We start from the raw sequence: 25,459 nt of genomic DNA, 5'->3' as shown, positions 1-25,459 counted from the left end.
CATCGGACAGCTCCTCAATGCCTTCTCACCTCAGGAATGTGCCAACTATCTCAAAAACTCAGGCTATGCGTCAATCTAATCACAAAATGCTCTAATTCGAAGTAAGTCTTTGTTCGCGGATGACTACCTGAATCCCGGCACATCCAAAATATTCGCAATCGTGCCAATCAATGCGATAATTCCCATCGATATCAGGCAAGGCGATGCCGTATCAAAAAATCGCCTCCGTCGGGAATAAATCCGCGCCTCCCGCAGTCCTGCCTTTCGAACGCTTCGAATGAAGGACGATCGGTGATGGGCGAACATGACGGCATGGATCGGCGCGGCGCGCTGCGATGCATGGGATGGGCGGGCGCGGGCGCGCTCTACACGGTGAGCGGGGGTGTCGCGACCTCGGTCAACCTCGACGCGGCGTTGGGCGCCTCGCCCGGCTACGGCAAGGTCAAGCCATTCACCTTTCTCCAGATCAGCGACAGCCATGTCGGCTTTGCCAAGGCCGCCAACCCCGATGCCCGGGCGACCTTCCGCGAAGCGGTGGCCAAGGTGAAGGCGCTGCCGGTGAAGCCCGATTTCATTCTGCACACCGGCGATATCAGCCATTTGTCGAAGGATGAGGAATTCGCCGATGCCGATGCGATCATCGCTGAGGCGGGGTTACCCGTCTTCCACATTCCGGGCGAGCATGACATGCTCGATGAAGGCGGCGGCAAGGCCTATCTCGCGCGATACGGCAAGAACGCACGCGGCACCGGCTGGTACAGTTTCGATCATGACGGCGTGCATTTCGTGGCTTTGGTCAATGTCGCCAATCTGAAGCCCGGCGGCATGGGGCAATTGGGCGAGGATCAACTCGCCTGGCTGCACGCCGATCTGGCGGGCCGGTCGGCGAGTACGCCGATCGTCGTCTTCGCCCATATCCCGCTGTGGACGGTCTATGCCGACTGGGGGTGGGGCACCGGTGACGGCCTGCAGGCGCTCGGCGAGTTGCGGCGGTTCGGATCGGTGACCGTGCTCAACGGCCATATCCACCAGATCATCCGGAAAGTGGAAGGCAATATCAACTTCCACAGCGCACGATCGACCGCTTACCCGCAGCCCGCGCCGGGCAGCGCGCCTTCGCCGGGACCGTTGGTGGTGCCTGCCGGGCAACTGCAGTCGGTGCTGGGTGTCCGCACCGCGACTGTCACGCGTGGCGACACCCCCATCGCGTTGATCGACGCCGCGCTCGTCTGATCGCTTTTTGGAGACTGCTCATGAAGACCGTTCGCCTGATGCGCCTCGGCGCAATGCTGTTCCTCGCCTTAGGTGCGCTCGGCGCAACCCCGTCCGGCAGCAGCTTCGCCATCGCGGCGCCGGTGCCCAGGGTACAGACTGTCCTGATCCGCAATTTCGCGTTCGAGCCGGCCGTGCTGACCATCAGCCCCGGCACCACGGTGACGTGGACCAACGCCGACGAGGATCCGCACGCCGTCGTCGCCAATGACAAGAGCTTCCGGTCGACGGCGCTCGACACCGGCGGCCGATATTCGTTCACCTTCACCAGGCCGGGCGATTATGGCTATTTTTGCTCGCTTCACCCGCACATGACGGCGCATATCATCGTCAAACCGTCCTGACGGGCAGGGCAGGGGACAGAAATGGGAAGGTTCGGGCGCTTTTTCCGGCCGCATCTGGTCTCCGATCGCGACGTTGCGGTCGGGCCCGCGCCGGTGCGTCGGGACGATGCCGCCCGTTTCCGGGAGGAGATGCTCCCGCATATGGATGCCGCCTATAATTTCGCACGTTTCCTCGCCCGCGATCCGGTCGCGGCAGAGGATATCGCGCAGGATGCCTTCCTGCGCGCCTTCCGTGCCTTTCCCGGTTATCGCGGCGAGGCGGCGAAGCCGTGGCTGCTGGCGATCGTCCGCAACTGCTTCCGCGATTGGGCGAGCGCGCGCCGCGACCGCCCTGAAGAGGGGGGATATGCGTTCGATGATGAGAACCCGGTTGAATCCGCGATCGACTATGATGATCCCGAGGCGATCATGATGCGGCGAAGCGAGGCGGACGGGCTACGGTTGACGATCGCCGGCCTGCCCGAGCCGTTTCGCGAGGCTTTGGTGCTGCGCGAACTGGAAGAACTTTCCTATCGCGAAATAGCCGCGATCACCGGCGTGCCGATGGGCACCGTGATGTCGCGGCTCGCCCGTGCCCGCGAAATGCTGGCGGCCTTGCTGCTGCCCGAAATTGGCACTGCCCGGGAGGTTCGGTCATGACGGCGTGCCCCGAACGTCTGCCGATGCTCCACGGGCTGACCGATGGTGAGCTCGATGCCGCCAACAGCCTGGCGATCGAGGCGCACATCAAGGGATGCCGCGGCTGTGCCGAGGCGCTGCGCGAACTGGAGGCCGTCCGTGCGGCGATCGGTGGCGCTTCGGCGCGATATCGCACGCCGGGCGCATTGCGCGATCGGGTGGACACGATATTGGAAGCCGCTACCGAGCGACCAGCGCGGCGCTTCGGCGGAAACGTCGGGCGCTATGCGACGGGCGCCATATTCGCACTGGCGGCCAGCCTGCTGCTCGTCGTCGCGACGCCGCAGATGATGGCATCGGGCGATCAGGATCAGTTCGTGTCGAGCCATGTCCGCTCGTTGCTGGCGAACCATCTGGTCGATGTCCAGACGTCGAACCGCCATGTGGTCAAACCCTGGTTCAATGGGCGGATCGATTTCGCGCCGCCGGTCGTCGAACTCGCCGATCGCGGTTTCCCGCTGGTGGGCGGACGGCTCGATTATATCGATGGCCAGGTGGTGCCGGCGATCGTCTATCGTCGGCGGCTGCACATGATCAACCTGTTCGTCCGCCCTGCCGCGGGCATCGTTCTGCCCGTCGCGCGCACCATGCACCATGATGGCTACAGCATCGTGCACTGGTGCGCGGCTGGGTTCGATTATTGGGCCGTTTCGGATATCGACGGGGCGGAACTGGAACAGTTCCGTCAGGCTTTCGCCGCGCGGGTGGCGAAGTGAAAGCGGCAGACGGGCTGAGAAACTCTTTCGAAATGCGCGAAAGAGCGCATTTCGAGGCGGCACCGGCCCGCTCCCCCACCCGGCCACCCATATGATACTGCCGTTGGGTGGCCGGGTGGGGGAGCGGGCCGGTGCCGCACATGCGCCAAAGGCGCATTTCAAACAGAGTCTCAGCCGACGTGGATGCCGCCCAGTGAACCCAGCACGCCGAACGCCTGCAATAGCCACAGGATCACGACGATCACCACGACGGCGTTGAGGATGCTTTTGATCTTGCTGTCCATCGGGATGTAGGTGTTGACGAGCCACAACAGCACGCCGACGACGATCAGGACGATCAATAGGCTGATCAGGGACATGATGATTCTCCTTGCGGCGTGCCGGAAGGGATTCGGCTCACGCTTGCAATTTCAACCCGAAGTGTTCGCAAAGGTTCCGTGCATTCAGAACGATGTACGCCCGACCTTGATCGGCCCGGCCGGCGCCGTGAAGATCGACCCTGCGGCAACGCGGCTCCCGCGCACCACCAGCACCACGCTGTCGCCGGCTTCGATGCGGACATCCTCACCGGGATGCAGGATGGTCTGGCCGTTCGCGCGATCGATCTGGACGATGAAGAAGCCACCGTTCCCCCGCCGTTCGGCATCGCCCACCCGCTCGCCGGTGATCGCGCCGTCGGTCGCCACCGTCACCGCCTCCAGCTGCAGGCCGAATTCGTGCAAGCCGCGCTTCATTTCCTTCATATGGGCCGATGCCTCGACGAACTGATCGGTGGAGGGATAGAGGATCATCTCGGCGATGCGTTCGGCGCCGATATGCGTCGGGAGCACGACCTTGTTGGCGCCGGCGTGGAACAGTTTGCGTTCGGTGGTCGGCACCTCGCCACGCGCGATGATCTCCAGTTTCTCGTTGAGACTGCGGGCGCTCAGCGTGATGAACACATTGGCGGCATCGTCGGGCAACACTGTGGCGAGCACGCGCGCCCGCTCGATTCCGGCGGCCATCAGCGCGCTTTCCTCGGTCGCGTCGCCGGCGAGGCAGAGATAGCCCAGCGCCTGCGCCTCCGCGATCTTTTCGCCACCCCGCTCGATGATGACGAAGCCGCGTTTGGCCAGCTCCAGCTCTCGCGCGAGCTGGAGCCCGATACGGCCGAATCCGCAGATGATGACATGCCGTTCGAGGCGGTCGATTTGTGTCTGCACGCGATTGATCCCCAACATTTCCCGCACCTGGAACAGCGTGAACACCTGTACCAGCGCACCCGTCAAAACGATCATGCCGGTGCAGCCGAGCACCATCGTGCCGATCGTCAATATGCGCAAATATTCGGTATTGACCGGATTCACTTCGCTGAACCCGACCGAGAAAATGGTGAGCGCGACCATGTAGATCGCGTCGGCCACGCTCCATCCAGCCGCGACATAGCCGCAGGTCGAAAGAATGAAGATGATCGCGACGTAGATCAACGTCGCGATCAGATTATGCACCGGCGATCCGAGCACGCCTTCCGCCGTCGAGGACAGGGTCTTGCGTGAATCCATGATCGGTGTGCCAGGCCCCCCAGCCCGCGAGAGATGATCGATAGAGTGTCGCAGTTCGTCGCCGCGCCTTCAAGACCGGAAAATCGCGCATTGCGGCACGAAACTGATGCGGAGTCTGTCGCGTGACATCGTCTTCACTATGTCGACGTCGATAGTCCGGGGTCCGCAAGCCATTGCGGTCCGGTCTCGGGTCCCGGGGTTCATCCTGTGGGGGGATATGAAACCTGGTTGGCGGCGGACGAACGCGTCCGCCACGGCCCCGGTTCTATCGCCGTTGACGGCCTGCGGCGGCGGTTGGGGGCGGGGCGACGCCGGTTCCGGCGCCAGCAACCACGCCGCTGCAGGTCATCCGGCAATCCGTTCGATCGTCGCCGGATCCGGCGCGTCGAACCAGCGCAGGAGCGCAGCGGCGAACGCCGCTTCCTGGCTCGCAGCGGCAAACAGGGTCAGGCTCGACCGCAGCTTCACGGCATCGATCGGTCCGAACACCGCATCCGCCGATATCGGCGGAAGCGCCCGTAACGCCTCGACACACTCGCGCAGCCGCGCACCGAGGATGGGATGGTTTAGATAAGCGCGCGCTTCGGCGATCGATCCGATCGCATAGCGCCTGGCCGTCGCGCTATGCCCCAGTCCCGCGATTTGCGGGAAGATGAACCACATCCAGTGGCTCGCTTTGCGCCCCTGCCGGATCTCGGCCAGCGCCTGGCGGTATATCGCGGCCTGCGCCACGACGAAGCGGCGGAGTTCGAACGGATCGGAAGGGTCGGGCAAGGGGCTTGCTCCATGGCCTGTCGCTCGCCCATGATCGGCGTTTTACGGGCTCAGGTGCAAGGGGACACGGGATGAAGCGGTTGATCTACGCGGCGACGATCTCGCTCATCGCCTTGTCGGCCGGAGCGCGCGCCGCGCCGGCACCGGATATCGCCGCGCGTGTCGAGCGCGTCCTGAAGGCGACGCCGATCATCGACGGCCATAATGATCTGCCGTGGGAGCTGCGTGATCGCTTCGACAGCAAGCTCGAACGTATCGATCTGCGCGGCGACACCAAGGCGTTGCCGCGCCCGGCCGACGCCTCGCCATTCTGGCAACCGCTGATGACCGATATTCCCCGGTTGCGCGCCGGGCGTGTCGGCGGCCAGTTCTGGTCAGTATGGATCCCCACGACGATCACCGGGCCGGCAGCCATCCAGACGACGATCGAGCAGATCGATCTGGTGAAACGAATGGCGGCGAAATGGCCCGCCGATTTCGAGATGGCCTATACCGCGGCCGATGTCGTGCGCATTGAGAAAGCTGGCCGGATCGCGTCGCTGATCGGCATTGAGGGCGGGCATCAGATCGGCAACAGCCTGCCCGCGCTCCGCCAGATGTACGTGTCGGGCGCGCGCTACATGACGCTCAGCCATTCGTCGAACAACGACTGGGCCGATAGCGCGACCGATGCGCCCGCCCATCACGGTCTGACCCCGTTCGGGCTGGCGGTGGTGCGCGAGATGAACCGGCTCGGCATGCTCGTCGATCTGAGTCACGTCTCGCCGGAAACGATGAAGGCGGCGCTGGCGGTCACGCAGGCGCCGGTGATCTTCTCGCATTCGGGCGCCCGCGCGCTGATCGATCATCCGCGCGACGTGCCGGACGACGTGCTCACTTTGGTTGCCAGGAATCGCGGCGTGGTGATGGTCAATTTCTTCCCGCTCTATGTGTCGGAGGCGACCTCGCGCTGGGCTTCCGATCGCGCGGCCGAGCAGGCGCGGCTGAGTTCGCCGCCGTTCGCCGGCGTCTATATCGGCCAGCCCGATCGCGCGAAGGCGGCGATGGCGGCCTGGGATACCGCGCATCCGATGCCTGCCACCACGATTGCGATGGTCGCCGATCATATCGATCATATCGCCAAGGTGGCCGGGGTCGATTGCGTCGGCATTGGTTCGGACTTCGACGGCATTCCATTCACGCCGCAGGGGCTCGACGGCGTCGATAAATATCCGGCGCTCTTTGCCGAACTCGCCCGCCGCGGCTGGAGCGACACCGATCTCGCGAAACTGGCGGGCGGCAATATCCTGCGGGCGATGCGCGAAGCCGAGGCGATCGCCGCGAAGTTGCAGGCGACCACGCCGCCGTCGAGCGCGACGATCGCCGAGCTCGATCATCCGGTGAAATAGTCTATTTCCTCTCGAAATCGTCCTTCGCATCCAGCGGCAGATCCTTTTTGTCGAGCTTCGCCTTCGCCGCCTGATCGCCCATCAATGTCCATCGCCAGAAGGCGGTGGTGGTATCGATCACGGCCTGCTCGATATGCGGGGTGAGCGCGGCGGAGGCGAAGGCGCGGTCGCCGCGGCCGTTGAACGCCATATGGTTGGCGCCATCGAGCACCAGCAGATATTTGCCGCCCGGCGACATTGCATGGAACGGGCGCTGGCGGTCCTCCGCCTTGATTTGGGGCGTAAGGAAAACGGTGTCGGCGGTGCCGGTGACCGACAGGAACGGAATGCGGATCGGGCCGAACGCGGCTTCGTCCGATCCCTGTTTCGGGGGCGACGGGCTGAACGCGATGGCGGCGATCACACGCCGGTCGGCCAGCGGATCGTCGTCGCGCTGGGCGAAATGCTGGCCCGCGATCGCCTGTGTGGTGATCGCGCCGAAGCTGTGCCCGGACATACCGATATGCGAAAGATCGGCGCGGCTCAGGTCACAAGCGCCCTCATGTGGAAGGCGTGCGATCTCGTCGATCACGAAGTGTACGTCGATCGCGCGGGCGATGAACTGTTTGGGGGTCATGGCATTGCGCAGGCCGGTGGCGATGGCAGCGCGGTCGCTGCCGTCATGCTGGATGTTGATTACGATCATGCCGGCTTCGGCCCATGCCTCGGCCCAGGCGCGGCCGCTGTCGATCGATCCGCCGAGGCCGTGGCTGAACAGGATGACCGGCGCCTTGGCCGTGCCCTCCGGCATGCGGATGCGCACGGGGATGTCGCGATTGTCGCGGCGGGAATCGATCCAGTGCGTGTCGCAGACCGGTCCGGCCGCCGGGGCCGCGGCGGGAAACAGCGCCGCCGCGATGAGGATGAGCCGTTTCTTCATGTTCAGTTCTCGCTGGCGGGTGGGCCGATCAGCGCGCGGGCGGCGGCGCGCGGGCTGGTGGCGCGAAACGCCTCTGCGAACATGTAGCGCCATTCGCGAAAGGCGAGCCGCAGGGGATTGTCGGTCGCGACGCGGTGCGCGAGGCCGTATCGCGGCGCCTCGCCCGCCTGATCGGTGGTGAAGGTGCCGAACATCCGGTCGAAGATGATCAGCACCCCGCCATAGTTGCGATCGAGATAGCAATCATTGGCAGCATGGTGGAGCCGGTGGTGCGACGGCGTGTTGAACAGCCACTCGATCGGCCCAAGCCGCCCCACCGCCTCGGTGTGCAGGAAGAACTGATAGTGCAGGTTGAACGCGAGCAGCCCGAAGATCAGCCGCGGATCGAATCCGACGAGCAGCAGCGGCACATAGAAGATCCAGCCGGCCGAGAACAGGTTGGTCCAGCCGAGCCGGAACGAGGCGAGCAGGGTCAGTTGCTCGGACGAATGGTGGGTCGCATGCGTCGCCCATAGCCAGCGGATGCGATGCGAAGCGCGGTGGAACCAGTAATAAGCGAATTCGAAGATCAGGAAGGCGGCCAGCAAGGTGCGCCAGTCGCGGGTCGGCAGGTGGATGGGCGCGAGTTTCGAAACCGCTACGAACAGACTGCCGAGCACGACCGCATTGAGGATGGCGAAGGGGATGTTGCCGGCAATCAGGCCCAGCGTGGCGAAGGCCGATCGCCGGTCATAGCCATGGCCCCGGCCCAGCCGCCAGGCCAGCTCGACGAGGATCATCGTCAGCATCACGATGATCCAGACGGGGGATCGTTCCGGCGCCTCCATGGGATTAGACCTTACGCTTCATCATCGCGGTCGTCGTGCGCAATTGTGCGAGCTCGCTTTTGTCGATCACGCCGTCATGATTGCTGTCCGCCCGATCGAAGATCGGCGTGGGCGCGGCGGCAATCTCGGCGCGTGTCATCCGCCCGTCATGATCGGCGTCGGCCTGCGCGATCAGCATGTCGAGGCGGTCTGCCGCCTCGGGGCGAAATTTCGCAAGCCGGCTGAAATCGTCCTTGCTGACGACGCCGTCATGGTTGCGATCCATCTCGGCAAAGCGCGCCAGGCGCGCCGCGATGAATTCCGCGCGGGTGATCATGCCGTCGTGATTTGCGTCGGCCTGATCGAAGGTCGCCATCATGTCGCCGCCGCCGAAACGACCGGCTGTGGCGGGCGCGGCGATAGCGAAGGCGACGGCGGAGAGGATGAGAATGCGATGCTTTGTCACCATATCGGCAAACCTTAACGGTAGGATTGTGGGGAGGCCCCACCCCAACCCCTCCCCTGAAGGGGAGGGGCTTTTTTGCACCGTACCAACCACTTGCAAGCCCCTCCCCTTCAGGGGAGGGGTTGGGGTGGGGCAGTTCGGCCAGGGGGAGACCCTAAGGATTATGCGATTTGATCACCGCGGCGGGCGCGTCACGGTGCCGGTGATCGATCCGGTCTGGCCATCGATGCCGGTGCGGGTGGTGGTGAAGCTGGTGGTGCCGTCGCCATTGTTGGTGGCGGTGGTCGAATGGCCGAAGCTGGCGCCATTGTTCAGCGTTGTGGTTCGGCCGCCCGAATAACTGCCATTGCTTGCACTCGCGTTGCGAGTGGTGGTGAAGCCGTGGCCGCTGCTGCCCTGCACGCTGACGCTACGGCCGCGCGTGCCGGCCTCCGCCGGGGCGACGGCGGCGATTGCGATGGCGGCGATGCCGAGGGACAGGATTTTTCGATACATGGGTACGCTCCTTGGACGAAGACGGGTCTTGCCCGTCGATCGCCTTGTCGCCGATCTTCGTAAGCCGCGTGCTGCCGCACGGTGACGAAGGGTAACGAAGTGTAACAGCCGCGCGCGCCCGCTTCCCCCGATCGGCGGTTCGCGGCACAAGGCGGGCATGGACGAAAGCTTCATCGCCGTCGTCGAGGACGATGCCGAAATCCGGTCGCTGGTGACCGGCCTGCTCGTGCGCGAAGGCTTCGCCGCCGTCGGCTGCCGGACGGCGGCGGATTTCGACCGGCTGATCGATCGCCAGCGGATCGATCTGGCGATCCTCGATATCATGCTGCCGGGCGAGGATGGGCTGTCATTATGCCGGCGGCTGCGCGCGCGGGGCGACGTGCCGGTGCTGATGGTGACCGCGAAGGGCGACGATGTCGATCGGATCGTCGGGCTGGAGATCGGCGCGGACGATTATCTGGCCAAGCCGTTCAACCCGCGCGAGCTGATCGCCCGCGTTCGCGCGATCCTGCGCCGCACGCGTGATCGCCAGCGGGTGACGGCGGATCTGCCACCCGAACGTTACGGCTTTGCGGGGTGGACGCTCGATGCCGGCGCGCAGGCGCTCGCCGATCCGGATGGTGCGCCGGTCGAGCTGACCGGCGGTGAATTCGATCTGCTGCTGGCCTTCGTGACCCATGCCCAGCGCGTGCTCAACCGCGATCAGTTGCTCGACTGGACCCGGGGCCGCAGCGCCGGGCCGTTCGATCGCGCGGTGGATGTCCAGCTTAGCCGGCTGCGGCGCAAGCTGGCGATGCACGATTCGGGCGGCGCGCTGATCCGCACGGTGCGCGGCGGCGGCTATCTGTTCACCGCGGCCGTGGAAAGGGCGTGATCCGATGACGGTGGGATCGAACCTGTCGCTGCGTATCACCGCGCTGCTGCTGATCGGCTTCGTGCTGTTCCAGATGGCGATCGTCGCGACGATGGCGCTGCCGTCGCGCGGCAACGACCGGCGGCCCTATAATTTGCCGCTGCCCGGGCAGGTGCGAACGATGGTCGACCTGCTCGATCGCGCGCCGCCGGCACGCCGGGCGATGCTGATCGATATGTTCAACAGCTCGCTCTACACCATCTCGATCCGCCCCGATCCGCCGGCGCCGTTGCTGAGCCGCCGCAGGGGGCTCGATCAGCTCGAACGCCAATATGATGCAGCCTTGCCGGGCCACGCCGTCGACATCGTCGGCCGGCAGCCGTTGCTCGATCGGATCGCCGGCAAGGGACCATGGCCGGGCCGCTTCTTCGCGCCGATCTTCATCACCGTGCGGCTGCAGGGCGGCGATGTGCTGGTGATCGACAGCCGGCCATCGGCGCTCGTGCGGTCGTGGCTGCGCGAACGATCCCTGCTGGGTGCGATCGGCGGCCTGATCGTGCTCGCGGTGCTGGCGCTCGCGGTGCGACAGACGACCCAGCCGCTGGTGCGCCTGTCGCGCGGCGTGCGCGGGCTGTCGCGCGATCTCGATACGCCCGATCTTCCCGTCAGCGGATCGCGCGAGATGCGCGAGCTTTCGGCGGCGTTCAACGAGATGAAGGCGCGGATCGGCGCACTGCTCTCCGAACGCACGCGCATGCTCGCCGGCATCGCGCACGACATGCGGACCTATCTGACCCGGCTGCGCCTGCGCGCCGACTTCATCGACGATGCCGACCAGCGCGCGCGCGCGGTCGCCGATCTCGACGAGATGGCGGCCCTGCTCGACGACACATTGTTGTTCGCCCGCCGCGACGCCGATGCCGCGCCGAAGCCGCAGCGCATCGACGTCGCGGCGGAGCTGGCGGCGATCGCCGCGCTCCGTCGTGACATGGGCGAGGCGGTGGACCTGCTGCCGGTGCCCGCCGGCCTGACGATCCAGGCGACGCCGATCGCGCTGCGCCGGATGCTCGCCAATCTGATCGATAACGGCCTGCGCCATGGCGGGCAGGTGACTTTGTCGGCCGGCGAGTGGGAGGATCGGGTGAAGATCACCGTCGCCGACAATGGCCCCGGCGTGCCCGAAGCGGCTTTGTCGCGCCTCGGCGAACCGTTCGGCCGGATCGATCCGTCGCGCGATCGGTCGACGGGCGGCGCCGGGCTGGGGCTGGCGATTGTTCGCGCGCTGGCCGAGCGGGATGGGGCGGAGGTGTCCTTCGCTAATCGCGCAGGCGGCGGTTTCGTGGCGACATTGGCGTTTCGTGGCTGAGCGCAAGCATTGAAGGGCGCCAATGAGTGCATTTCAAGCCCGTGGCGGCCCGTTGGCCAGCCAAGCTCGCCAGCGTTTCGTAGCAAACGCATGAGTGACTAATGACAGTGATGATGATTAACTACCGTTTCCCTCGGTACATTGGGGCCCGCGCCCACTATGACGGCAAGTGGGAGGCTGTGCGTCTGCCGACACTTCTGAAAGAAGGCTTAGAGGAACGACGGCTGCATCTCTTCCGCGGCGATCAATCAAACCGATCGATTGCTCTGCCATTCCGAAAGAGGCAGCATTTGATGCGCTCAAGCGAAGCACCTTGGCATAAGAGCTGTAATTCAGCGTATATGAGCAGGTGACCTCGCTTGGCGTGCGTTCACAGTATTTATGATACCAGACACAAGTGGCGTCTTTGCACGCGCGAGCCATCCGGCGCAGATCGAACTCGCTGAGATTATCAGAAGAAAGGATGATTTCGGCTTTGGCTGTTCCGATCACAATGTCAGCATAGCGATAGATCGTGCTGGGCGGAGAGAGGATTACGCTCGTCGGGTTTGCGAGGCAAAGGAGGCCGACAATCGCGATACAATCCATTTTCGTCTTTCTCCTCCCATCGAATTGATCATGTGCCCGATGCGCTGTGACCGCAAGCAGGCGTAAGCGACCCTGCCGCACCTGTCGTGTTCGAAAATCCCGATTATAGTCTCACCCTGAAAACAGAAAGGGCGCCATGACCCGTACCCAGTTCATCCTGCTCGCGCTCGTTCTGGGGATCGCGGCGGGGATCGCCATACGCTGGGCCGACGCGCCTTCGCTCACCGCCGCCGCCAATGCCATTCTCCCGATCGGGCAGATGTGGGTGCGCGCGTTGCAGATGACCCTGATCCCTTTGATCTTCGCGATGATCACCCACAGCGTGGCGAGCGCGGTTGCGGGCGGTCGAGGCGGGCGGCTGATCGGGACCACCCTCGTGACCTTTTTCGCGATCATGGTGGTGACGGTCATTCTGTGCACGATCCTGACCGAGACGGTGCTCCATATCTGGCCGATCCCGCCGCATGCGCTCGACGGGCTGATGGGCAATGCGACGCCGGAGCCGCTGCCCGGCCTGGCCGCGCAAATGCTCGCGATCATCCCCGACAATCCGATCGCGGCGGCCGCGCAGGGCAAGATCTTTCCGCTCGCGATCTTCGGCATGGCCTTTGGTCTCGCGATCGCCCGGCTGCCGCGCGAAACCGGCGGCGGCGAAGCGTCGGTGATGGGGCTGATGGCGCAGATCACCCGCGCGATGATGCAGATCGTCGATTGGGTCTTGGTGGTGGCGCCGGCCGGGATCTTCCTGCTGGCGATGGGGCTGGGCCTGTCGTCGGGGCTCGGCGTCGCGCATGTGCTCGGCGTGTTCATCCTGCTCTGCTTCGCGACGTCGCTGCTGATGGCGGGGCTCTGCTATGTCGCGGTCTATTTCGCCGGCGCGGCGCGGGTCGGCCGCTTTGCCGCGGCGATCGCGCCGGCGCAGGCGATGGGCGCGGGAAGCTGCTCGTCGATGGCCAGCACGCCGGTGATGATCGAGGTGGCGGTCGAAAAGCTCGGCATTCCCGAAGATGTGGTCGGGCTGGTCATCCCGATGGCTGTGTCGATCTTCCGGCTCGGCACTGTCGCGCATTCGGTGGCGGCGGTGCTGGTGGCGGCGCATGCCGTGGGTATCCAGCCGAGCCTGATCCAGCTCGTGCTGGCGGGGCTGGCGGTCATCCTCGGCAGCATCAGCGGCGCCGGCTTGCCGGGGGCGGCGGTGATCTATGCGATCTATGGGCCCGGCATCCAGTTGCTCGGTGCGCCGATGGCGATCATGCCGCTCTATGTGGCGGTGATCGCGCTTCCCGATCCGGTGATCACGATGACCACCGTCACCGGCAATTTGACCGCTACGGCGTTGGTTGATCGGCTGCTGCGTCGACGGCCCGCGGGTGAGGGAAATTAGCTTTCGGGGCGCTGCGCCGCCGCGATCAGCGCATCAATGCTGTCCATAACCTCTGCGTGGGGCGTGACCCGGCCGGCCCTAACGTCCGCAAGGCCGCGTTGAATGCTCTCCACGATTGGCAGTTCGCGTTCAACGTAGGTCGTGACAGCTTCAATTGCGAGGGCAGAGGGCTGTCTACCGGTCTGGCGTGCCAGATGGTCGAGCTTCTCGCTCAACTCGCGTGACAAGCGGATGGTGATGGACTCGTGCCGGGCCATTTCCTCTTCATACACGAACAGCATTGATGGGCGCGAGTGGATCTGCCAAAAATTCGGTCGTCATTCCCGCGAGAGCGCATAGGCGCTAGCTTAGCGGCGATAGCGGGCTCTGAAGTCTTCTCCCGCTTGCGGGAGAAGGTTTGGATGAGGGTCTTCTTTCTTCTTCGCCCCTCCGCGCTTCTTCCGCAAGTGGGAGGGGGCATTAGGCACGTTTACCGCCCAAGCGGCTGCATCTCCGCCCCGGGCAAGTTCCCACCCATCACCCGCGCGAGCGTCGGCGCGATCCGGCGCATGTCGATCTCGCCGAGATTGCCGTGCAGGCCGATATTCGGCCCGGCGATCAGGAAGGTTGACCGCATCTCGGGCAACGCCGCCGCAAAGCCGTGCATGCCTTTCGACTTCGATGGCGACACGAGCGGTGCAGCCGGATCGCGGCCCATTTCGGCGCCGAGCTGGAAATAGACGAAGAAGCTGGCCGCCGTCGCGCCGCCGCGCCGGGCGATTTCCGGGCGGTCGATGATCTCGGCAATCCGCATCGCCGGATCGGCCTTCAACCGATCGAGCAGGGCGCGGGCCTTTGCGATCAAAGCCGTATCGTCGGGCCGCGCGAGCATGATCGCCGCGCTGCCGCCAGCGAACCATGGCTCGGCCTCCCACTCGCTCACCCTGCCCGCGGCGTCGAGCCGGATCAGCCCGGCCGCGACGAAAGGACGGATCAGGTTGATGTCGGTATCGACCGACGCAAAGCCATGGTCCGAAACGACAGCGATCACTGCGTCGGGATGCGCCGTGCGTTCGGCCTCGGCCAGGCTGCCGATCATCGCGTCGATCCGTTCCAGCGCGGCATTTGCCTCGGCGCTCTCGGGCCCGGCGACATGCTCGATATGGTCGAGTCCGGCCAGATAGACGGTGACGAAGCCGGGTTTGCGGGTCGCGATCAGCCGCGCCGCGAAGCGGGTGCGGCTGGCATCGCCGTCGACGCTCTCGTCGATGCCCTGCGCATAAGGCCCGAGATCCCGTTCGAGCCCGTCGATCAGCTCCGGCGTCGCCAATACGCGCAGCAGCTTGCGATCGTCGTCATGGCCGGTGCGCCAGATCTGCGGAAGGTTATTGTCGATATCGGCCGCGCCTACGCTGACCGGCCAATGGACGTTGGCGGTGCTGAGCCCCGCGCGGTGCGCCGCCGTCCACAATGTCTCGGCCCGGTCGTCGGCGGCATACCAGTACCAGCCGACCTGGTTGATCCCCGCCGGATCGAAGGTCGTATTGTTGGCGATTCCGTGGCGGGCCGGGCTGACGCCGGTCAGAAGGGTCGTGTGGCTCGGATAGGTGAGCGTCGGCAGCACGCCGGTGACGCCGGACGCATAGGCGCCTTCGGCCACGAAGCGGCGGAGATTGGGGATCCGCAAGCCCCGCCGGTCGGCCTCCAGCACGTCGCCGGGCCGTAGCCCGTCGATCGAGACCAGAAGAAGCGGGGCTGCCATAGCCGGGACCGTCGCGATCAGCGCCCCCGCCAGCGCCAGCCATGGCAGCATCCGCACGATCAGAACGCCTTGCGCACGGTGACGAAGAAGGTCTGCGGCGATCCGGCGAGCAGGGTCTGGTTGTCCCCGGAGTCGCCGAAGCCGTTCGATCCGATCGTCGCGACATATTTCTTGTCGAACAGATTGGTGACATTGCCCTGAATCTCAAGACCCTTCAGCGGGCCCTCGCCGGTGAAGCGGTAGCCGATCGAGGCGTCCACCAACACTCGGCCGGGTACCGACTGATCGTTGGTATAGGTGAAGTAGCGGCGGCTCATATAATTGGCGCCGATCCGGCCGAAGATGCTCTTGTCGTCATAAGCGATTTCGGCGGTCGCAACGCTTTTCGGCGCATCGACCACGGTCTTGCCCTTGATCGCGGACCGCACTGTGCCGTTTGCGTTGAGCACGTCGTCTTTATATTCGGAATTGTTGTACGCATAGGATGCGAACAGGGTGACCGCATCCATGATCTTGTACTGCCCGGCCGCCTCGATGCCATAGCTTTCGACCCCGCCGACATTCTGCAGGATCGCCGGATTGCCGACGATGCCGGCACCATTCTTGAATGAAAGCAGCCGGTTGCGGAATTCGACGAGATAGGTGGCAAGCACGCCCGAAAAGCCGCCGCTGTGGAAGCGGTAGCCGGCCTCATAGGTGTCCGATTGCTCGGGCTTGAGGTTGAGCGCATTGAAACCGGCCTGCGTGGTCGCGAACGGGCCCGCGGTCGATGCCGACGGGTAGGCGCGGGTCACCTGGGTGAAGCCGGCGAACAGTTCGCCGCTGTTCAGATGCCAGACCGCGCCAACCGAGGGCTGGAACCAGTCGGTCACGCCGATCTTGCCAGAGGCGAGGCCGCCGGCGATCACCGGCGTCGCCTTGTTGCGGACCTGGAAACCCTTGTTGCCGACGGTCAGGGTGACGGCGCCGATATCGAGATGATCCTCGGCGAACATCTGGACGGTCTCGGTATCGAATTTGAATTCCCACTGGGTGAAGAACGGGTTCTTCGGGAAAACGAGATGATCGCTGCTGTCGACGGTCGCAGGATCTACGCTGTAGAAGCGGCGCGCCTGGTGGAAATTGTTTTTTTCATACCAGCCGCCGATCGTGAGCTTGTTATGATCGGTGTTCCAGTCGATCGATCCGAACACCCCGCCGCGGCGAATGTCATATTCGGTGGTGCGCTCGGAAATCTGCGATCCGTTGGGGCTGGGGACATAAGGCGTCCACCACAGGCCGGCGCCATGGTTGCTGTGATAATAGCCGGTCAGATGTGCCGTCACATTGTTGCCCAGCGGCGCATCGAGCCGCAGCCCGCCCAGATAATCCTGCCGCAGCCCGCCCGCGTCATAATAGACATCATCGGCATTGGCATAAGGGGCGGGGGTGATCAGCCCGGCGGCCGGATTGGTTGGCGTGGCGCCGGTATAGCCGGTGTTCGCACCGACCTGCGCGATCTTCAGCGCGAGCGGGAAGTTGTTGGAAATATTGTCGACATTATAGCCGAGCCGCTTGATGATATCGAGCGACAGATCCTGATAATCGTCCTCGCGGCGATCGGAGAAGTTGAAATAGCCGGTCAGCGAGGCCTGGCCCACCGGCACCACCAGCTTGGCGTCGACGACATGCTGCTTCTGTTCGCCATAGCCTTTCCATTTGTCGGTGCTCAGATAGCCATAGCTGACGAAACCGCGCACGCCGCCGCCGATATCGCCGGTGTCGACGCGGATGAAGCCGCGCACCGCATTGTCCTGGCCGTAGGTGCCCTCGACGTCGGCGCCGAAATGCTCGGACGGATCGCGCGACACGAAGGCGACGGTGCCGCCCAGATTGTTGGTCGACGCGGTCGTGATCGATCCCGCGCCCTGGCTGACGCTGGTCGAGGCGATGTTTTCGGGGCTGATCGCGCGGCTGATATGCAGGCCGTTATTGTTGCCATAGCTGAAATCGCCGAGCGGAATGCCGTCGAGCGTGAAGCCGAGCTGTTGCTGGTTGAAACCGCGGATCGAGATGCGTTCCGACCATTCGTAATTGCCGAACGCATCGGCCGACTGGAAATTGACGCCGGGCAGCTTCGAAATCGCCTTCAACGGGCTGGTGCCGGGTGTCAGGATCGCGACATCCTCCTGCCGGATCTGCTGCACCTGCCGCGACTGGCCGGCGCCGAACACGGTGATCTCCGCGCCCGTATCCATGGCGTCCGCAGCATCGGCGGCCGGCGCGGTTTGCACGGCGTCAGCGGCAAACGCGCTCGCGGGCAGGAAGAAGGCGCCTGTTGTCAACAGGATGAGGCGAATGTCCATGATATCCCTTATCGTCCGACGCCGGCGCCCTATGGCCGTGCGTCTCTGTTGCAGCGCGGTAGGTGGCGAAGATGACGGGATGATCTACGGATCGGGTCAGTTCGATGACTGCTTGGTTGCGGCCGCGTCACAAACGGGCATCCACTATTTTCCGGTCGACGATGTCCGCACGCCTGTCCGGCGATGGAGGCGCTCGCGATTCCCTTCACCAACGCGCCGCCGCACAGGGTCTTCCGCCATGATGACGGCAACGAGGAATGGATTTAACCTCTTGAAAATCGGCCTTAAAGGGATTTTCTCCTTCGCTGGGATGACGACAAAATGGAGGTGTGAAATATGGGAAGGAGGGGTGTTGCGGGTCAACACTCCACCACGTTCACCGCCAGCCCGCCCAGACTCGTCTCCTTATACTTCGATCGCATATCGTTGCCGGTCTGGCGCATCGTCTCGATCACCGCGTCGAGGCTCACGATATGCTGGCCGTCGCCGCGCAGTGCCAGATAGGCGGCGTTGATCGCCTTGATCGCGCCCATCGTGTTGCGTTCGATGCAGGGGATCTGGACGAGTCCGCCGATCGGATCGCAGGTGAGGCCCAGATTATGCTCCATGCCGATCTCGGCGGCATTCTCGATTTGGCTGTTGGTCGCCCCGAGTGCCGCAGCGAGCCCGGCGGCCGCCATCGAGCAGGCAACGCCGACTTCGCCCTGACAGCCCATTTCGGCGGCGGAGATCGATGCGCGCTTCTTGTAGAGGAAGCCGATCGCGGCCGCGGTCGTCAGCAACAGCCGGCTGCCGGCCGGCGTGGGCGTCGCCGTGAACACTTCATAATATTTGAGTACCGCGGGCAGCACGCCGGCCGCACCATTGGTGGGCGCGGTGACCACCCGGCCGCCGGCGGCATTCTCCTCATTCACCGCCAGCGCCCACAGGCTCACCCATTCGAATACGGCGGAAGGATCGCTGCGGGGGCCGCGCGCCATCAGCGTTTCGTGCAGATCCTTTGCGCGGCGGCGTACCTTGAGCCCGCCGGGCAATATTCCTTCGGTGCGGCAACCGCGCGCGACGCAGGCCAGCATCGCCTCGCGCACCGCATCCAGAAAGCCTTCGGTCTCGGCGGCTGGGCGCCACGCCTGCTCGTTCGCCTCGACGATCTCGCCGAACGATTTGCCCGTTGCCGCGCCTTGCGCCAGCAATTCGGCGCCCGATGAAAAGGGCAGGGGAAGGGCGAAATTCACGCGCGGCGCCGGCTCGCCCTCGCGCAGGATCGCGCCGCCTCCGATCGAATAATAGATGGCCTGCTCGCTGGTCCCGTCGGCAAATCGCGCGGTGAACCGCATGCCATTGGCGTGGCCGGGCAGGAATTCCCGGCGGTGGAAGATCAGGTCGCCGGCTTCGGCGAAGGCGGTCTCGGCCTGGCCGGCGAGCAGGATCGTGCCGCGCGAGCGGATCGCCGCGACGAGGCCGTCGATCCGCTCGGGATCGACGGTTTCGGGCCGCTCGCCGGCCAGCCCGAGCAGGATCGCGATGTCGGTCCTGTGACCGTGGCCGGTCAGCGCCAGCGATCCATAAAGATCGCACTGCACACCCGCGACATCACCCTGCGCCGTAACCCGTTCGGCGAAGTCGCACGCAGCGCGCATCGGACCCACGGTGTGCGAACTCGACGGGCCGATGCCGATCGTGAACAGCTCGGTCACGCTGATCGCGCGTGCGCTATCGGGCCGCTCCGTACCCGGCCTGGCATCCCCCCGCATGGCGTTTCACACGAACAGGAACAGGATCGGCAGTGCGGTCCCGGCAAGCAGGCAGATCGTCGAAGCGCGGCGCATCGCGGCATTGTTGAGCGCGATCACGATGCCGATGGCCGAGGTCAGGATCAGCCCGAGCGCCACCAGGAAGGTGAAGACCTTGAGCGGCACCGGAGATGGTTGCGGATCTTGCGCGGGTGCCGGGGCAGGCGCGGCACGATCATGGTCTTCGGCAGGGGTAGCGGCCGGCGGACGACGTTTTTTCGGGGGCGACAGCAATTGCTTCTTGTGGATGTTGGCCAGGGACACGACCCAGCCGGCCGGCTTTCCCGCCCATTCGCTGGTTTCGTGCAGGCCCAATGTTTGCAACGCCCCGCTGAAAGCGAAGAAGATGATGGCGGGCGCGAAGAATACACCCAGATAATGATGGTAGCGGCGCAGGCTACGTTGTGTCTGTGCCTTCATCAACGCGCTTCCAGGCCGGCGTGGGCAACGATCATGGGCTGTCTTCCTTCAATGTGCAAAACGATCATAAGCGAACGTCCCGTCGTTCCCAAGGTTTCGTTGGGCCATCCGCACCGCGCACAACGACGGGCCCAGGATAGTATCCCGAGCCCGCCGGCGTGACGCGATCGCTCCGCTCGGAGCGATCGATTGCTGGATTCACTGCGCTGCTTGCAAACTGTGCTTGAGTCCGCTGATCTCATCATGGCCCTGGCGAACCGAGGCGAACGCATCCTCGATCGTCACCCGCACCGACGGAGACAGATCGTTGTCGCGCAGCGCATCTTCGAATTTGCCCTTCAGATGATCCTCGCCGCGTTCGACTTCGCTGACGATTGCCTTGTCGTCGCGATTGGTGATCGCGGCCTTGAGGTTGATGAAGACGCGATGCGCCCCGGCCAGCGCCGTGCCATCATCTTCGGGATTGCCGCCAAGCCGTGCGACCTCGGTCCGCAGCCGCTCGGCGACCTGGCGGCGCTCCGTGGCGCGATCGGCGAAGAGCGTGCCGAATCTGGAACTGACGCTGTCCTTGGCTGCCTCGGTATAGCCATTGACGCTGTCGATGACGGAGGCGATCAACGAGTTCAGGGTGCGGATGTCGTGACTGGTCTCTGCCATTGGGAATTTCCTTTTGCTACAGGAGTTTGGGGTAACGGCCGGCGCGGCGAAAAGACCCAGCTCGTTCGCGGGCGTTACGATGAAGCGGGCGTTCGACAGCGTGATCCGATGCGCGTAGGATGATCATGATCAAATGGAAACGATGGGTTTCCACCATTTCCATTTTCGATTCGATCAGGCGCGCTATCTAGGGATCCAACGGCACATGAGCCGATCGGGAGACACCCAATGATCGAAGTAAGACCCTTCTCCACCCTTGGCGGCGCGAACCATGGCTGGCTCGACGCGAAGCATCATTTCTCGTTCGCGGGCTATCATGATCCGGCCAGAACCAACTGGGGCAGCTTGCGTGTGTGGAATGACGACACGATCGCCGCGCAGACCGGCTTTCCGCCGCATCCGCACCGCGACATGGAAATCATCACCTATGTCCGCACCGGGGCGATCACCCATAAGGACAATCTCGGCAACCAGGGCCGTACCGCGGCCGGCGACGTCCAGGTGATGTCGGCGGGCACCGGCATCGCCCATGCCGAATATAATCTGGAGGATGAAGCGACGACGCTGTTCCAGATCTGGATCGAGCCGAACCAGCGCGGTGTCGCGCCGAGCTGGGGTGCGCGGCCTTTCCCCAAGGGCGATCGCTCGGGCCGGTTCGTGGCGCTCGCGTCGGGCTTCGCCAATGACGATGATGCTTTGCCGATCCGCACCGATGCCCGCGTGCTCGGCGCGACCCTGAAGGCCGGCGAGAGCATCGAACATGCAATCGGCAAGGACCGTCGCGGCTATCTGGTGCCCGCCACGGGCGCGATCGAGATCGACGGAGTCCGGGCGAACGCCCGCGACGGCGTGGCGATCAAGGATCTCGACGTGATCCACATCGTCGCGCTCGAGGATAGCGAACTCGTGCTCGTCGACGCAGCCTGAACACTTAGCCGCCGGCGGATGGTTCCGCCGGCGGCAATTTTCTTGAGGAGGAGTCCCCATGACCCAGAGAACAACCGATATCGACGGCGTCGATATGGTGGTCTTGCCGGCCGTTCGCGATCTCGGCGACGGTTTCAATGTCCGTCGCGCGCTGCCATCGATTCATCGCCGCATGGTGGGCCCGTTCATCTTCTTCGATCAGATGGGTCCTACGGCGTTCCATGGCGGCGACGGCCTGGACGTGCGGCCGCATCCGCATATCGGCTTGGCCACGATCACCTATCTGCTCGAAGGCGAAATCTTGCACCGCGATAGCGTCGGCAGCGTTCAGGCGATCCGGCCGGGTGAGGTCAACTGGATGACGGCCGGTTCGGGCATCGTCCATTCGGAACGCACCAGCCCGGATGTGCGCGCCTCCGGCGGCCCGTTGTTCGGCCTCCAGACCTGGGTCGCGCTGCCGGTCGCCGATGAGGAAACCGCGCCGAGCTTCGTGCATCACAAGGCGCACGAAATTCCGAAGACGGAAGGCGATGGCGCCGCATTGAGCCTTATCATCGGGTCGCTCGATGGCCTGAAATCGCCGGTGAAAACCTTCTCCGACACGGTCTATGCCGATATCGCACTCGCGGACGGCGCCCGCTACCAGCTTCGCGTTGAGCATGTCGAACGTGCGATTTACGTCGTGACGGGCGAGGTCGAGGTGGTCGACCAGAACGGTGGCTTTGCGGCCGGCGAATTCGTGATTTTCAAGCCCGGCGCCGAGATCGTGCTGCGCGCCAAGGGCGGCGCGCGGCTGATGCTGGTCGGCGGAGAGCCGCTGCCGGAGAAGCGCAACATCTACTGGAACTTCGTCTCCAGTTCGGCCGAGCGGATCGCGCAGGCCAAGGACGACTGGCGCCACCAGCGTTTTGCCAAGGTGCCGGACGAGAGCGAATTCATTCCGCTGCCGGAGTGAGCCAAATTCCTCCCCGAGCTTGTCTCGGGGAGGAACTGGGAGACGACCATGACCCACGGAATCGCCACGATAGGCGCCACCGGTTACGCAACAGACATCGTGGTGGCTGGCCGTCACCGCCTCACCGCCGACGAGCCGGTCGCCGCCGGCGGCACCGATGCCGGCCCGGCGCCCTACGACCTGCTCGTCGCCAGCCTCGGCGCCTGCACCGCGATCACCTTGCGCATGTATGCCGATCGCAAGGGCTGGCCGATCGAGACGCTCGGCGTCGACCTGCGCATCGTGCGGGGCGAAGAGGGCATGCGCATCGAGCGGACGCTCACGATCGCCGGGCCCGACGACGGCCAGAAAGCCCGGCTTGCCGAGATTGCCGAGAAGACGCCGGTCACCCTGACTCTGAAGGGCGGCATCCCGATCCACACCAGCCTTGCATAGGAGCGGCCGATGCCGACCGAGAGATTCGATTTCGACGCCCCCGCCGGCTACCGGCTGAGCGGCCGCATCGAGCTGCCCGACGCGCCGGTGCGCGGCTGGGCGCTGTTCGCGCATTGCTTCACCTGCGGCAAGGATGGCCTCGCCGCGGTGCGGATCGGCCGGGCGCTCGCACGCGCCGGGATCGGCGTGCTGCGCTTCGATTTCGCGGGGCTCGGCGGTAGCGGCGGCGAGTTTGCGGGCGGCTTCGGCGCGGATGCCGCCGATCTGATCGCGGCTTATGCGGCGATGGCGGCGGCTGACCGGGCGCCCGGCCTGTTGATCGGCCACAGCTTCGGTGGCGCGGCGGCGCTCGCGGCGGCGGCCGACATGCCGGCGGTGAAGGCTGTCGCGACGATCGCGGCGCCGTTCGACATCGCGCATGTGCTCCACCAGATCGGCGATGCCGGGGTCGCCGTGATCGAAACCCAGGGCTCGGCCGAGGTGCAACTCGCCGGGCGCCCGTTCACGATCGGCAAGGCCTTCATCGACGATCTGCGGCATCAGGATCAGGGCGCCCGGATCGCGAAGATCGGCCGCGCTTTGATGGTGATGCACGCCCCGCGCGACGAGGTGGTTGGCATCGATCATGCCACGCGCATCTTCCTCGCCGCCCGCCATCCGCGCAGCTTCGTCTCGCTCGACGATGCCGATCACCTGCTGACCCGCACGGCCGACGCCGAATATGCGGCATCGGTGATCGCCGCCTGGGCCGCGCGCTATATGCCGCCCGTTGAAGAAACCCGCAGCGAGGGTCAGCCCGGCGAGGTGTTCGCCGAGGAAACCCGCGCCGGTAAGTTCCAGCTTGCGATGCGCGCAGGCGGCATCCGCTTCCTGGCCGACGAGCCCGAAGGCGTGGGCGGGCTCGGCTCTGGCCCGACTCCCTACGACCTGCTGAGCGCCGCGCTTGCCGCCTGTACGACGATGACCCTGCGCCTTTATGCCGATCAGAAGGGCTGGCCGGTCGATCGCATCGCGACCGCGGTCGGCCACACGAAGCGCGCGGGGCAGAAACCGGCGGACCTGTTCACGCGGCGCATCACGATCGAGGGCGCGATCGACGCCGAACAGCGCGCGCGGATGCTCGACATCGCCGGTCGCTGCCCGGTCCACCGCACCCTGGAGGCGGGATCGGCGTTCGAGCGGGTGAGCGATGCAGCGGAGGTTGCGGCGGAATCGGTTGCGGCGCACGCGCGGGATATGGCAGGGGTTACCGCGCGCCAGGGCGTCTCATAAGCGCGGCGACGTGATCGTCGACGGCGGCCTCGTCGGCTTCGAACTGGCCGGCAGGATGGCGGTGGGCAAGGCCTTCATCGACGCGCTGAAACTCTTCTACCACGCCGCCAACATCGGCGACGCCCGCAACCTCGCCATCCATCCCGCCTCGACCACCCACTCGCAGCTTTCGGCCGAGGGGCAGATCGCGACCGGCGTATCGGACGGTTATGTGCGGCTGTCGGTGGGGCTCGAGCATATCGACGACATCCTCGCGCATCTCGAACAGGCGCTGGTTGCGGCCGCGTGACGCGGCCGGTGGATTGCGCGCAGCCGGGCGGTCAGTCCCTGAACGCGGCCACGACGGGCGCTACGAGAAACAGGAGCGTACCGCCGAATAAGGCGGCCGGGATAAGGTAAAACATCGGGCACCGCTTCGTTCTGCAGGGGGACGGCAATGTGGTGCAGGTCAACCGCCGGCGCCGCGCCACGGCGCGCCGCCGAGCAGCGGCGTCAGCGGCTTGCCGCGATCGTCGCACCAGCCGGGGAAGGGGGCGGGCCGCGTCCGCATCGATGCGGACGGAGGGAAGGGCGGGGTCGGCGGATCATTATCGTTGCTGCTCTCCGCCGCGGGTGCCCGGCAGGCGAGCGCACGGTGGCGCAGATGCGGCGCGAGCAGCCAGTCGGGCGGCGGCACCGCCTTGTCCGATCCGCCCAGATAGCGATCGAGGATCGTGGGAAATTCGGTCATTGCTCGAAACCCGGGCCGGCGGCCGCGACGCGACCGCCGGCGTGGTTGCAGGTCAGGCCGCCTTCTTCCCCAGCAGGCGGGGCAGCAGGCCGCGATCATTGGCGGGTGCGCCGATCTCGATCCGGCGCGGCTTCATCGCCTCGGGCACTTCGCGCCGGAGCGCAATGCTGAGCAGCCCGTTTTCGAAGCTGGCCGATTCCACCTCGATGAAGTCGGCGAGCTGGAAGCCCCGTTCGAAGCCGCGGCCGGCGATCCCGCGGTGGAGATAGCGCGCCTGATCGTCGGCCTCGTCGCCGCCTTTGCGGCCGGTGACGACAAGGTGGTTCTGGTGCGCGGTGATTTTGATCTCGTTGGGCCGGAAGCCCGCGACCGCGATCGTGATGCGATAATTGTCCTCGCCGACCTTCTCCAGGTCATAAGGCGGATAGCCATCGATCGGATCGGTGCGGCTGGCGGTTTCGAGCAGGTCGAACAGCCGGTCGAAGCCCACCGTGGAACGGCGATAGGGGGTGAAGTCGAAACTGGTCCTCATATCCAAATCCTCCTGTGCCCGGCCAGTGCCGGGCGATGGGTGAAGCAATTTGAGCATGAGAA

The 25,459-nt window shown here is 65.0% G+C and carries 28 protein-coding genes; 13 read left to right on the top strand and 15 right to left on the bottom strand.

What is annotated here, in order from left to right; all coding sequences use genetic code 11:
• Positions 1-294: 294 nt before the first annotated feature.
• Genes BLS13_RS10760 through BLS13_RS10745 form a run of 4 tightly spaced genes read left to right on the top strand, consistent with a single transcriptional unit; the run spans position 295 to position 3,010 of the window.
• Positions 295-1,233: a metallophosphoesterase family protein gene (locus BLS13_RS10760; protein WP_093451994.1), complete on the top strand. Its 939-nt coding sequence runs from the start codon at positions 295-297 to the stop codon at positions 1,231-1,233.
• A gap of 20 nt (positions 1,234-1,253) precedes the next feature.
• Complete coding sequence (locus tag BLS13_RS10755; protein ID WP_218123264.1) at positions 1,254-1,616, top strand: cupredoxin domain-containing protein; 363 nt, start codon at positions 1,254-1,256, stop codon at positions 1,614-1,616.
• 21 nt (positions 1,617-1,637) lie between these two features.
• Complete coding sequence (locus BLS13_RS10750; RefSeq protein WP_256325815.1) at positions 1,638-2,255, top strand: sigma-70 family RNA polymerase sigma factor; 618 nt, start codon at positions 1,638-1,640, stop codon at positions 2,253-2,255.
• Positions 2,252-3,010 (top strand): anti-sigma factor family protein, encoded by a 759-nt coding sequence (locus BLS13_RS10745; protein WP_093451992.1) that lies wholly within the window; start codon positions 2,252-2,254, stop codon positions 3,008-3,010. The genes BLS13_RS10750 and BLS13_RS10745 overlap by 4 nt, the downstream gene beginning before the upstream one ends.
• Positions 3,011-3,180: 170 nt before the next feature.
• On the opposite strand, the gene BLS13_RS10740 is transcribed toward BLS13_RS10745, so the two are convergent.
• The 3 genes from BLS13_RS10740 to BLS13_RS10730 all read right to left on the bottom strand — a co-directional run bounded on the left by BLS13_RS10740 (position 3,181) and on the right by BLS13_RS10730 (position 5,325).
• A complete protein-coding gene (locus BLS13_RS10740; RefSeq protein WP_093451991.1) occupies positions 3,181-3,369 on the bottom strand; it encodes a Thivi_2564 family membrane protein in 189 nt (62 codons plus the stop codon).
• Between the two features lie 84 nt (positions 3,370-3,453).
• Positions 3,454-4,551: a potassium channel family protein gene (locus BLS13_RS10735; protein ID WP_093451989.1), complete on the bottom strand. Its 1,098-nt coding sequence runs from the start codon at positions 4,549-4,551 to the stop codon at positions 3,454-3,456.
• A gap of 345 nt (positions 4,552-4,896) precedes the next feature.
• Complete coding sequence (locus BLS13_RS10730) at positions 4,897-5,325, bottom strand: DUF1810 domain-containing protein (protein ID WP_093451988.1); 429 nt, start codon at positions 5,323-5,325, stop codon at positions 4,897-4,899.
• A 71-nt stretch (positions 5,326-5,396) separates the two neighbouring features.
• On the opposite strand from BLS13_RS10730, the gene BLS13_RS10725 reads away from it, so the two are divergent.
• On the top strand, positions 5,397-6,713 hold the full coding sequence (locus BLS13_RS10725; protein ID WP_093451986.1) for a dipeptidase: 1,317 nt from the start codon (positions 5,397-5,399) through the stop codon (positions 6,711-6,713).
• 1 nt (position 6,714) lies between these two features.
• On the opposite strand, the gene BLS13_RS10720 is transcribed toward BLS13_RS10725, so the two are convergent.
• The 4 genes from BLS13_RS10720 to BLS13_RS10705 form a co-directional block, all read right to left on the bottom strand.
• Entirely contained in the window at positions 6,715-7,632 is a 918-nt protein-coding gene (locus BLS13_RS10720; RefSeq protein ID WP_093451985.1) for an alpha/beta hydrolase family protein, read from the bottom strand.
• A 2-nt stretch (positions 7,633-7,634) separates the two neighbouring features.
• Positions 7,635-8,420 carry a sterol desaturase family protein gene (locus tag BLS13_RS10715; protein WP_256325814.1) on the bottom strand — a complete coding sequence of 262 codons (786 nt, stop codon included), beginning with the start codon at positions 8,418-8,420 and terminating at the stop codon, positions 7,635-7,637.
• 43 nt (positions 8,421-8,463) lie between these two features.
• Positions 8,464-8,907, bottom strand: a complete 444-nt coding sequence (locus tag BLS13_RS10710; RefSeq protein ID WP_093451981.1) for an EF-hand domain-containing protein — start codon at positions 8,905-8,907, stop codon at positions 8,464-8,466.
• 171 nt (positions 8,908-9,078) lie between these two features.
• Positions 9,079-9,399 (bottom strand): hypothetical protein, encoded by a 321-nt coding sequence (locus BLS13_RS10705; protein WP_093451980.1) that lies wholly within the window; start codon positions 9,397-9,399, stop codon positions 9,079-9,081.
• Positions 9,400-9,556: 157 nt separating this feature from the next.
• On the opposite strand from BLS13_RS10705, the gene BLS13_RS10700 reads away from it, so the two are divergent.
• The 3 genes from BLS13_RS10700 (at position 9,557) to BLS13_RS10690 (ending at position 13,590) form a co-directional block, all read left to right on the top strand.
• Complete coding sequence (locus BLS13_RS10700) at positions 9,557-10,273, top strand: response regulator (protein WP_093451978.1); 717 nt, start codon at positions 9,557-9,559, stop codon at positions 10,271-10,273.
• A gap of 4 nt (positions 10,274-10,277) precedes the next feature.
• Positions 10,278-11,618, top strand: a complete 1,341-nt coding sequence (locus BLS13_RS10695; protein WP_093451976.1) for an ATP-binding protein — start codon at positions 10,278-10,280, stop codon at positions 11,616-11,618.
• A 724-nt stretch (positions 11,619-12,342) separates the two neighbouring features.
• Positions 12,343-13,590 carry a dicarboxylate/amino acid:cation symporter gene (locus BLS13_RS10690; RefSeq protein ID WP_093451975.1) on the top strand — a complete coding sequence of 416 codons (1,248 nt, stop codon included), beginning with the start codon at positions 12,343-12,345 and terminating at the stop codon, positions 13,588-13,590.
• Here BLS13_RS10690 and BLS13_RS10685 read toward each other — a convergent pair.
• The 6 genes from BLS13_RS10685 to BLS13_RS10660 form a co-directional block, all read right to left on the bottom strand.
• The gene (locus tag BLS13_RS10685; protein ID WP_256325813.1) at positions 13,587-13,871 is read right to left on the bottom strand and encodes a CopG family ribbon-helix-helix protein; all 285 of its coding nucleotides are present in this window, start codon (positions 13,869-13,871) and stop codon (positions 13,587-13,589) included. The two genes, BLS13_RS10690 and BLS13_RS10685, sit on opposite strands and share 4 nt — an antisense overlap.
• 188 nt (positions 13,872-14,059) lie before the next feature.
• Positions 14,060-15,382 (bottom strand): alkaline phosphatase family protein, encoded by a 1,323-nt coding sequence (locus tag BLS13_RS10680; RefSeq protein ID WP_093451973.1) that lies wholly within the window; start codon positions 15,380-15,382, stop codon positions 14,060-14,062.
• A gap of 8 nt (positions 15,383-15,390) precedes the next feature.
• On the bottom strand, positions 15,391-17,676 hold the full coding sequence (locus BLS13_RS10675; protein WP_093451971.1) for a TonB-dependent receptor: 2,286 nt from the start codon (positions 17,674-17,676) through the stop codon (positions 15,391-15,393).
• A 359-nt stretch (positions 17,677-18,035) separates the two neighbouring features.
• Positions 18,036-19,430, bottom strand: coding sequence for an L-serine ammonia-lyase (locus BLS13_RS10670; RefSeq protein WP_093451970.1), 1,395 nt, complete (start codon positions 19,428-19,430; stop codon positions 18,036-18,038).
• A 6-nt stretch (positions 19,431-19,436) separates the two neighbouring features.
• On the bottom strand, positions 19,437-19,889 hold the full coding sequence (locus tag BLS13_RS10665) for a hypothetical protein (protein WP_093451968.1): 453 nt from the start codon (positions 19,887-19,889) through the stop codon (positions 19,437-19,439).
• A 198-nt stretch (positions 19,890-20,087) separates the two neighbouring features.
• Entirely contained in the window at positions 20,088-20,546 is a 459-nt protein-coding gene (locus BLS13_RS10660) for a PA2169 family four-helix-bundle protein (protein ID WP_093451966.1), read from the bottom strand.
• A 228-nt stretch (positions 20,547-20,774) separates the two neighbouring features.
• Between BLS13_RS10660 and BLS13_RS10655 the strand changes: the two genes are divergently transcribed.
• The 5 genes from BLS13_RS10655 to BLS13_RS10635 are packed head-to-tail and all read left to right on the top strand — an operon-like array spanning position 20,775 to position 24,424.
• Entirely contained in the window at positions 20,775-21,473 is a 699-nt protein-coding gene (locus BLS13_RS10655; RefSeq protein ID WP_093451965.1) for a pirin family protein, read from the top strand.
• A 58-nt stretch (positions 21,474-21,531) separates the two neighbouring features.
• Positions 21,532-22,428 carry a pirin family protein gene (locus tag BLS13_RS10650; protein WP_093451963.1) on the top strand — a complete coding sequence of 299 codons (897 nt, stop codon included), beginning with the start codon at positions 21,532-21,534 and terminating at the stop codon, positions 22,426-22,428.
• Between the two features lie 48 nt (positions 22,429-22,476).
• Positions 22,477-22,863, top strand: a complete 387-nt coding sequence (locus BLS13_RS10645; protein WP_093451962.1) for an OsmC family protein — start codon at positions 22,477-22,479, stop codon at positions 22,861-22,863.
• Between the two features lie 9 nt (positions 22,864-22,872).
• Positions 22,873-24,135, top strand: coding sequence for a bifunctional alpha/beta hydrolase/OsmC family protein (locus tag BLS13_RS10640; protein ID WP_093451960.1), 1,263 nt, complete (start codon positions 22,873-22,875; stop codon positions 24,133-24,135).
• A gap of 10 nt (positions 24,136-24,145) precedes the next feature.
• On the top strand, positions 24,146-24,424 hold the full coding sequence (locus BLS13_RS10635) for a PLP-dependent transferase (RefSeq protein ID WP_371128202.1): 279 nt from the start codon (positions 24,146-24,148) through the stop codon (positions 24,422-24,424).
• 159 nt (positions 24,425-24,583) lie between these two features.
• On the opposite strand, the gene BLS13_RS10630 is transcribed toward BLS13_RS10635, so the two are convergent.
• Both BLS13_RS10630 and BLS13_RS10625 read right to left on the bottom strand, forming a co-directional pair.
• The gene (locus tag BLS13_RS10630) at positions 24,584-24,865 is read right to left on the bottom strand and encodes a hypothetical protein (RefSeq protein WP_093451958.1); all 282 of its coding nucleotides are present in this window, start codon (positions 24,863-24,865) and stop codon (positions 24,584-24,586) included.
• A gap of 52 nt (positions 24,866-24,917) precedes the next feature.
• Positions 24,918-25,397 (bottom strand): Hsp20 family protein, encoded by a 480-nt coding sequence (locus BLS13_RS10625; protein ID WP_093451956.1) that lies wholly within the window; start codon positions 25,395-25,397, stop codon positions 24,918-24,920.
• Between the last annotated feature and the right edge of the window lie 62 nt (positions 25,398-25,459).

The organism is Sphingomonas sp. YR710 (assembly GCF_900101455.1).
GTDB lineage: Bacteria > Pseudomonadota > Alphaproteobacteria > Sphingomonadales > Sphingomonadaceae > Rhizorhabdus.
The sequence above is the reverse complement of the archived record's forward strand: the minus strand, read 5'-3'. Positions and strand labels throughout refer to the sequence as shown.

Coding starts and splice junctions, on each gene's coding strand:
- BLS13_RS10715 (WP_256325814.1), bottom strand. CDS start 8,420: ATGCTGACGATGATCCTCGTCGAGCTGGCCTGGCGGCTGGGCCGGGGC.
- BLS13_RS10680 (WP_093451973.1), bottom strand. CDS start 15,382: ATGCTGCCATGGCTGGCGCTGGCGGGGGCGCTGATCGCGACGGTCCCG.
- BLS13_RS10625 (WP_093451956.1), bottom strand. CDS start 25,397: ATGAGGACCAGTTTCGACTTCACCCCCTATCGCCGTTCCACGGTGGGC.
- BLS13_RS10735 (WP_093451989.1), bottom strand. CDS start 4,551: ATGGATTCACGCAAGACCCTGTCCTCGACGGCGGAAGGCGTGCTCGGA.
- BLS13_RS10760 (WP_093451994.1), top strand. CDS start 295: ATGGGCGAACATGACGGCATGGATCGGCGCGGCGCGCTGCGATGCATG.
- BLS13_RS10700 (WP_093451978.1), top strand. CDS start 9,557: ATGGACGAAAGCTTCATCGCCGTCGTCGAGGACGATGCCGAAATCCGG.
- BLS13_RS10745 (WP_093451992.1), top strand. CDS start 2,252: ATGACGGCGTGCCCCGAACGTCTGCCGATGCTCCACGGGCTGACCGAT.
- BLS13_RS10720 (WP_093451985.1), bottom strand. CDS start 7,632: ATGAAGAAACGGCTCATCCTCATCGCGGCGGCGCTGTTTCCCGCCGCG.
- BLS13_RS10725 (WP_093451986.1), top strand. CDS start 5,397: ATGAAGCGGTTGATCTACGCGGCGACGATCTCGCTCATCGCCTTGTCG.
- BLS13_RS10755 (WP_218123264.1), top strand. CDS start 1,254: ATGAAGACCGTTCGCCTGATGCGCCTCGGCGCAATGCTGTTCCTCGCC.
- BLS13_RS10670 (WP_093451970.1), bottom strand. CDS start 19,430: ATGCGGGGGGATGCCAGGCCGGGTACGGAGCGGCCCGATAGCGCACGC.
- BLS13_RS10650 (WP_093451963.1), top strand. CDS start 21,532: ATGACCCAGAGAACAACCGATATCGACGGCGTCGATATGGTGGTCTTG.
- BLS13_RS10665 (WP_093451968.1), bottom strand. CDS start 19,889: ATGAAGGCACAGACACAACGTAGCCTGCGCCGCTACCATCATTATCTG.
- BLS13_RS10640 (WP_093451960.1), top strand. CDS start 22,873: ATGCCGACCGAGAGATTCGATTTCGACGCCCCCGCCGGCTACCGGCTG.
- BLS13_RS10645 (WP_093451962.1), top strand. CDS start 22,477: ATGACCCACGGAATCGCCACGATAGGCGCCACCGGTTACGCAACAGAC.
- BLS13_RS10705 (WP_093451980.1), bottom strand. CDS start 9,399: ATGTATCGAAAAATCCTGTCCCTCGGCATCGCCGCCATCGCAATCGCC.
- BLS13_RS10690 (WP_093451975.1), top strand. CDS start 12,343: ATGACCCGTACCCAGTTCATCCTGCTCGCGCTCGTTCTGGGGATCGCG.
- BLS13_RS10740 (WP_093451991.1), bottom strand. CDS start 3,369: ATGTCCCTGATCAGCCTATTGATCGTCCTGATCGTCGTCGGCGTGCTG.
- BLS13_RS10750 (WP_256325815.1), top strand. CDS start 1,638: ATGGGAAGGTTCGGGCGCTTTTTCCGGCCGCATCTGGTCTCCGATCGC.
- BLS13_RS10685 (WP_256325813.1), bottom strand. CDS start 13,871: ATGCTGTTCGTGTATGAAGAGGAAATGGCCCGGCACGAGTCCATCACC.
- BLS13_RS10630 (WP_093451958.1), bottom strand. CDS start 24,865: ATGACCGAATTTCCCACGATCCTCGATCGCTATCTGGGCGGATCGGAC.
- BLS13_RS10655 (WP_093451965.1), top strand. CDS start 20,775: ATGATCGAAGTAAGACCCTTCTCCACCCTTGGCGGCGCGAACCATGGC.
- BLS13_RS10675 (WP_093451971.1), bottom strand. CDS start 17,676: ATGGACATTCGCCTCATCCTGTTGACAACAGGCGCCTTCTTCCTGCCC.
- BLS13_RS10660 (WP_093451966.1), bottom strand. CDS start 20,546: ATGGCAGAGACCAGTCACGACATCCGCACCCTGAACTCGTTGATCGCC.
- BLS13_RS10695 (WP_093451976.1), top strand. CDS start 10,278: ATGACGGTGGGATCGAACCTGTCGCTGCGTATCACCGCGCTGCTGCTG.
- BLS13_RS10710 (WP_093451981.1), bottom strand. CDS start 8,907: ATGGTGACAAAGCATCGCATTCTCATCCTCTCCGCCGTCGCCTTCGCT.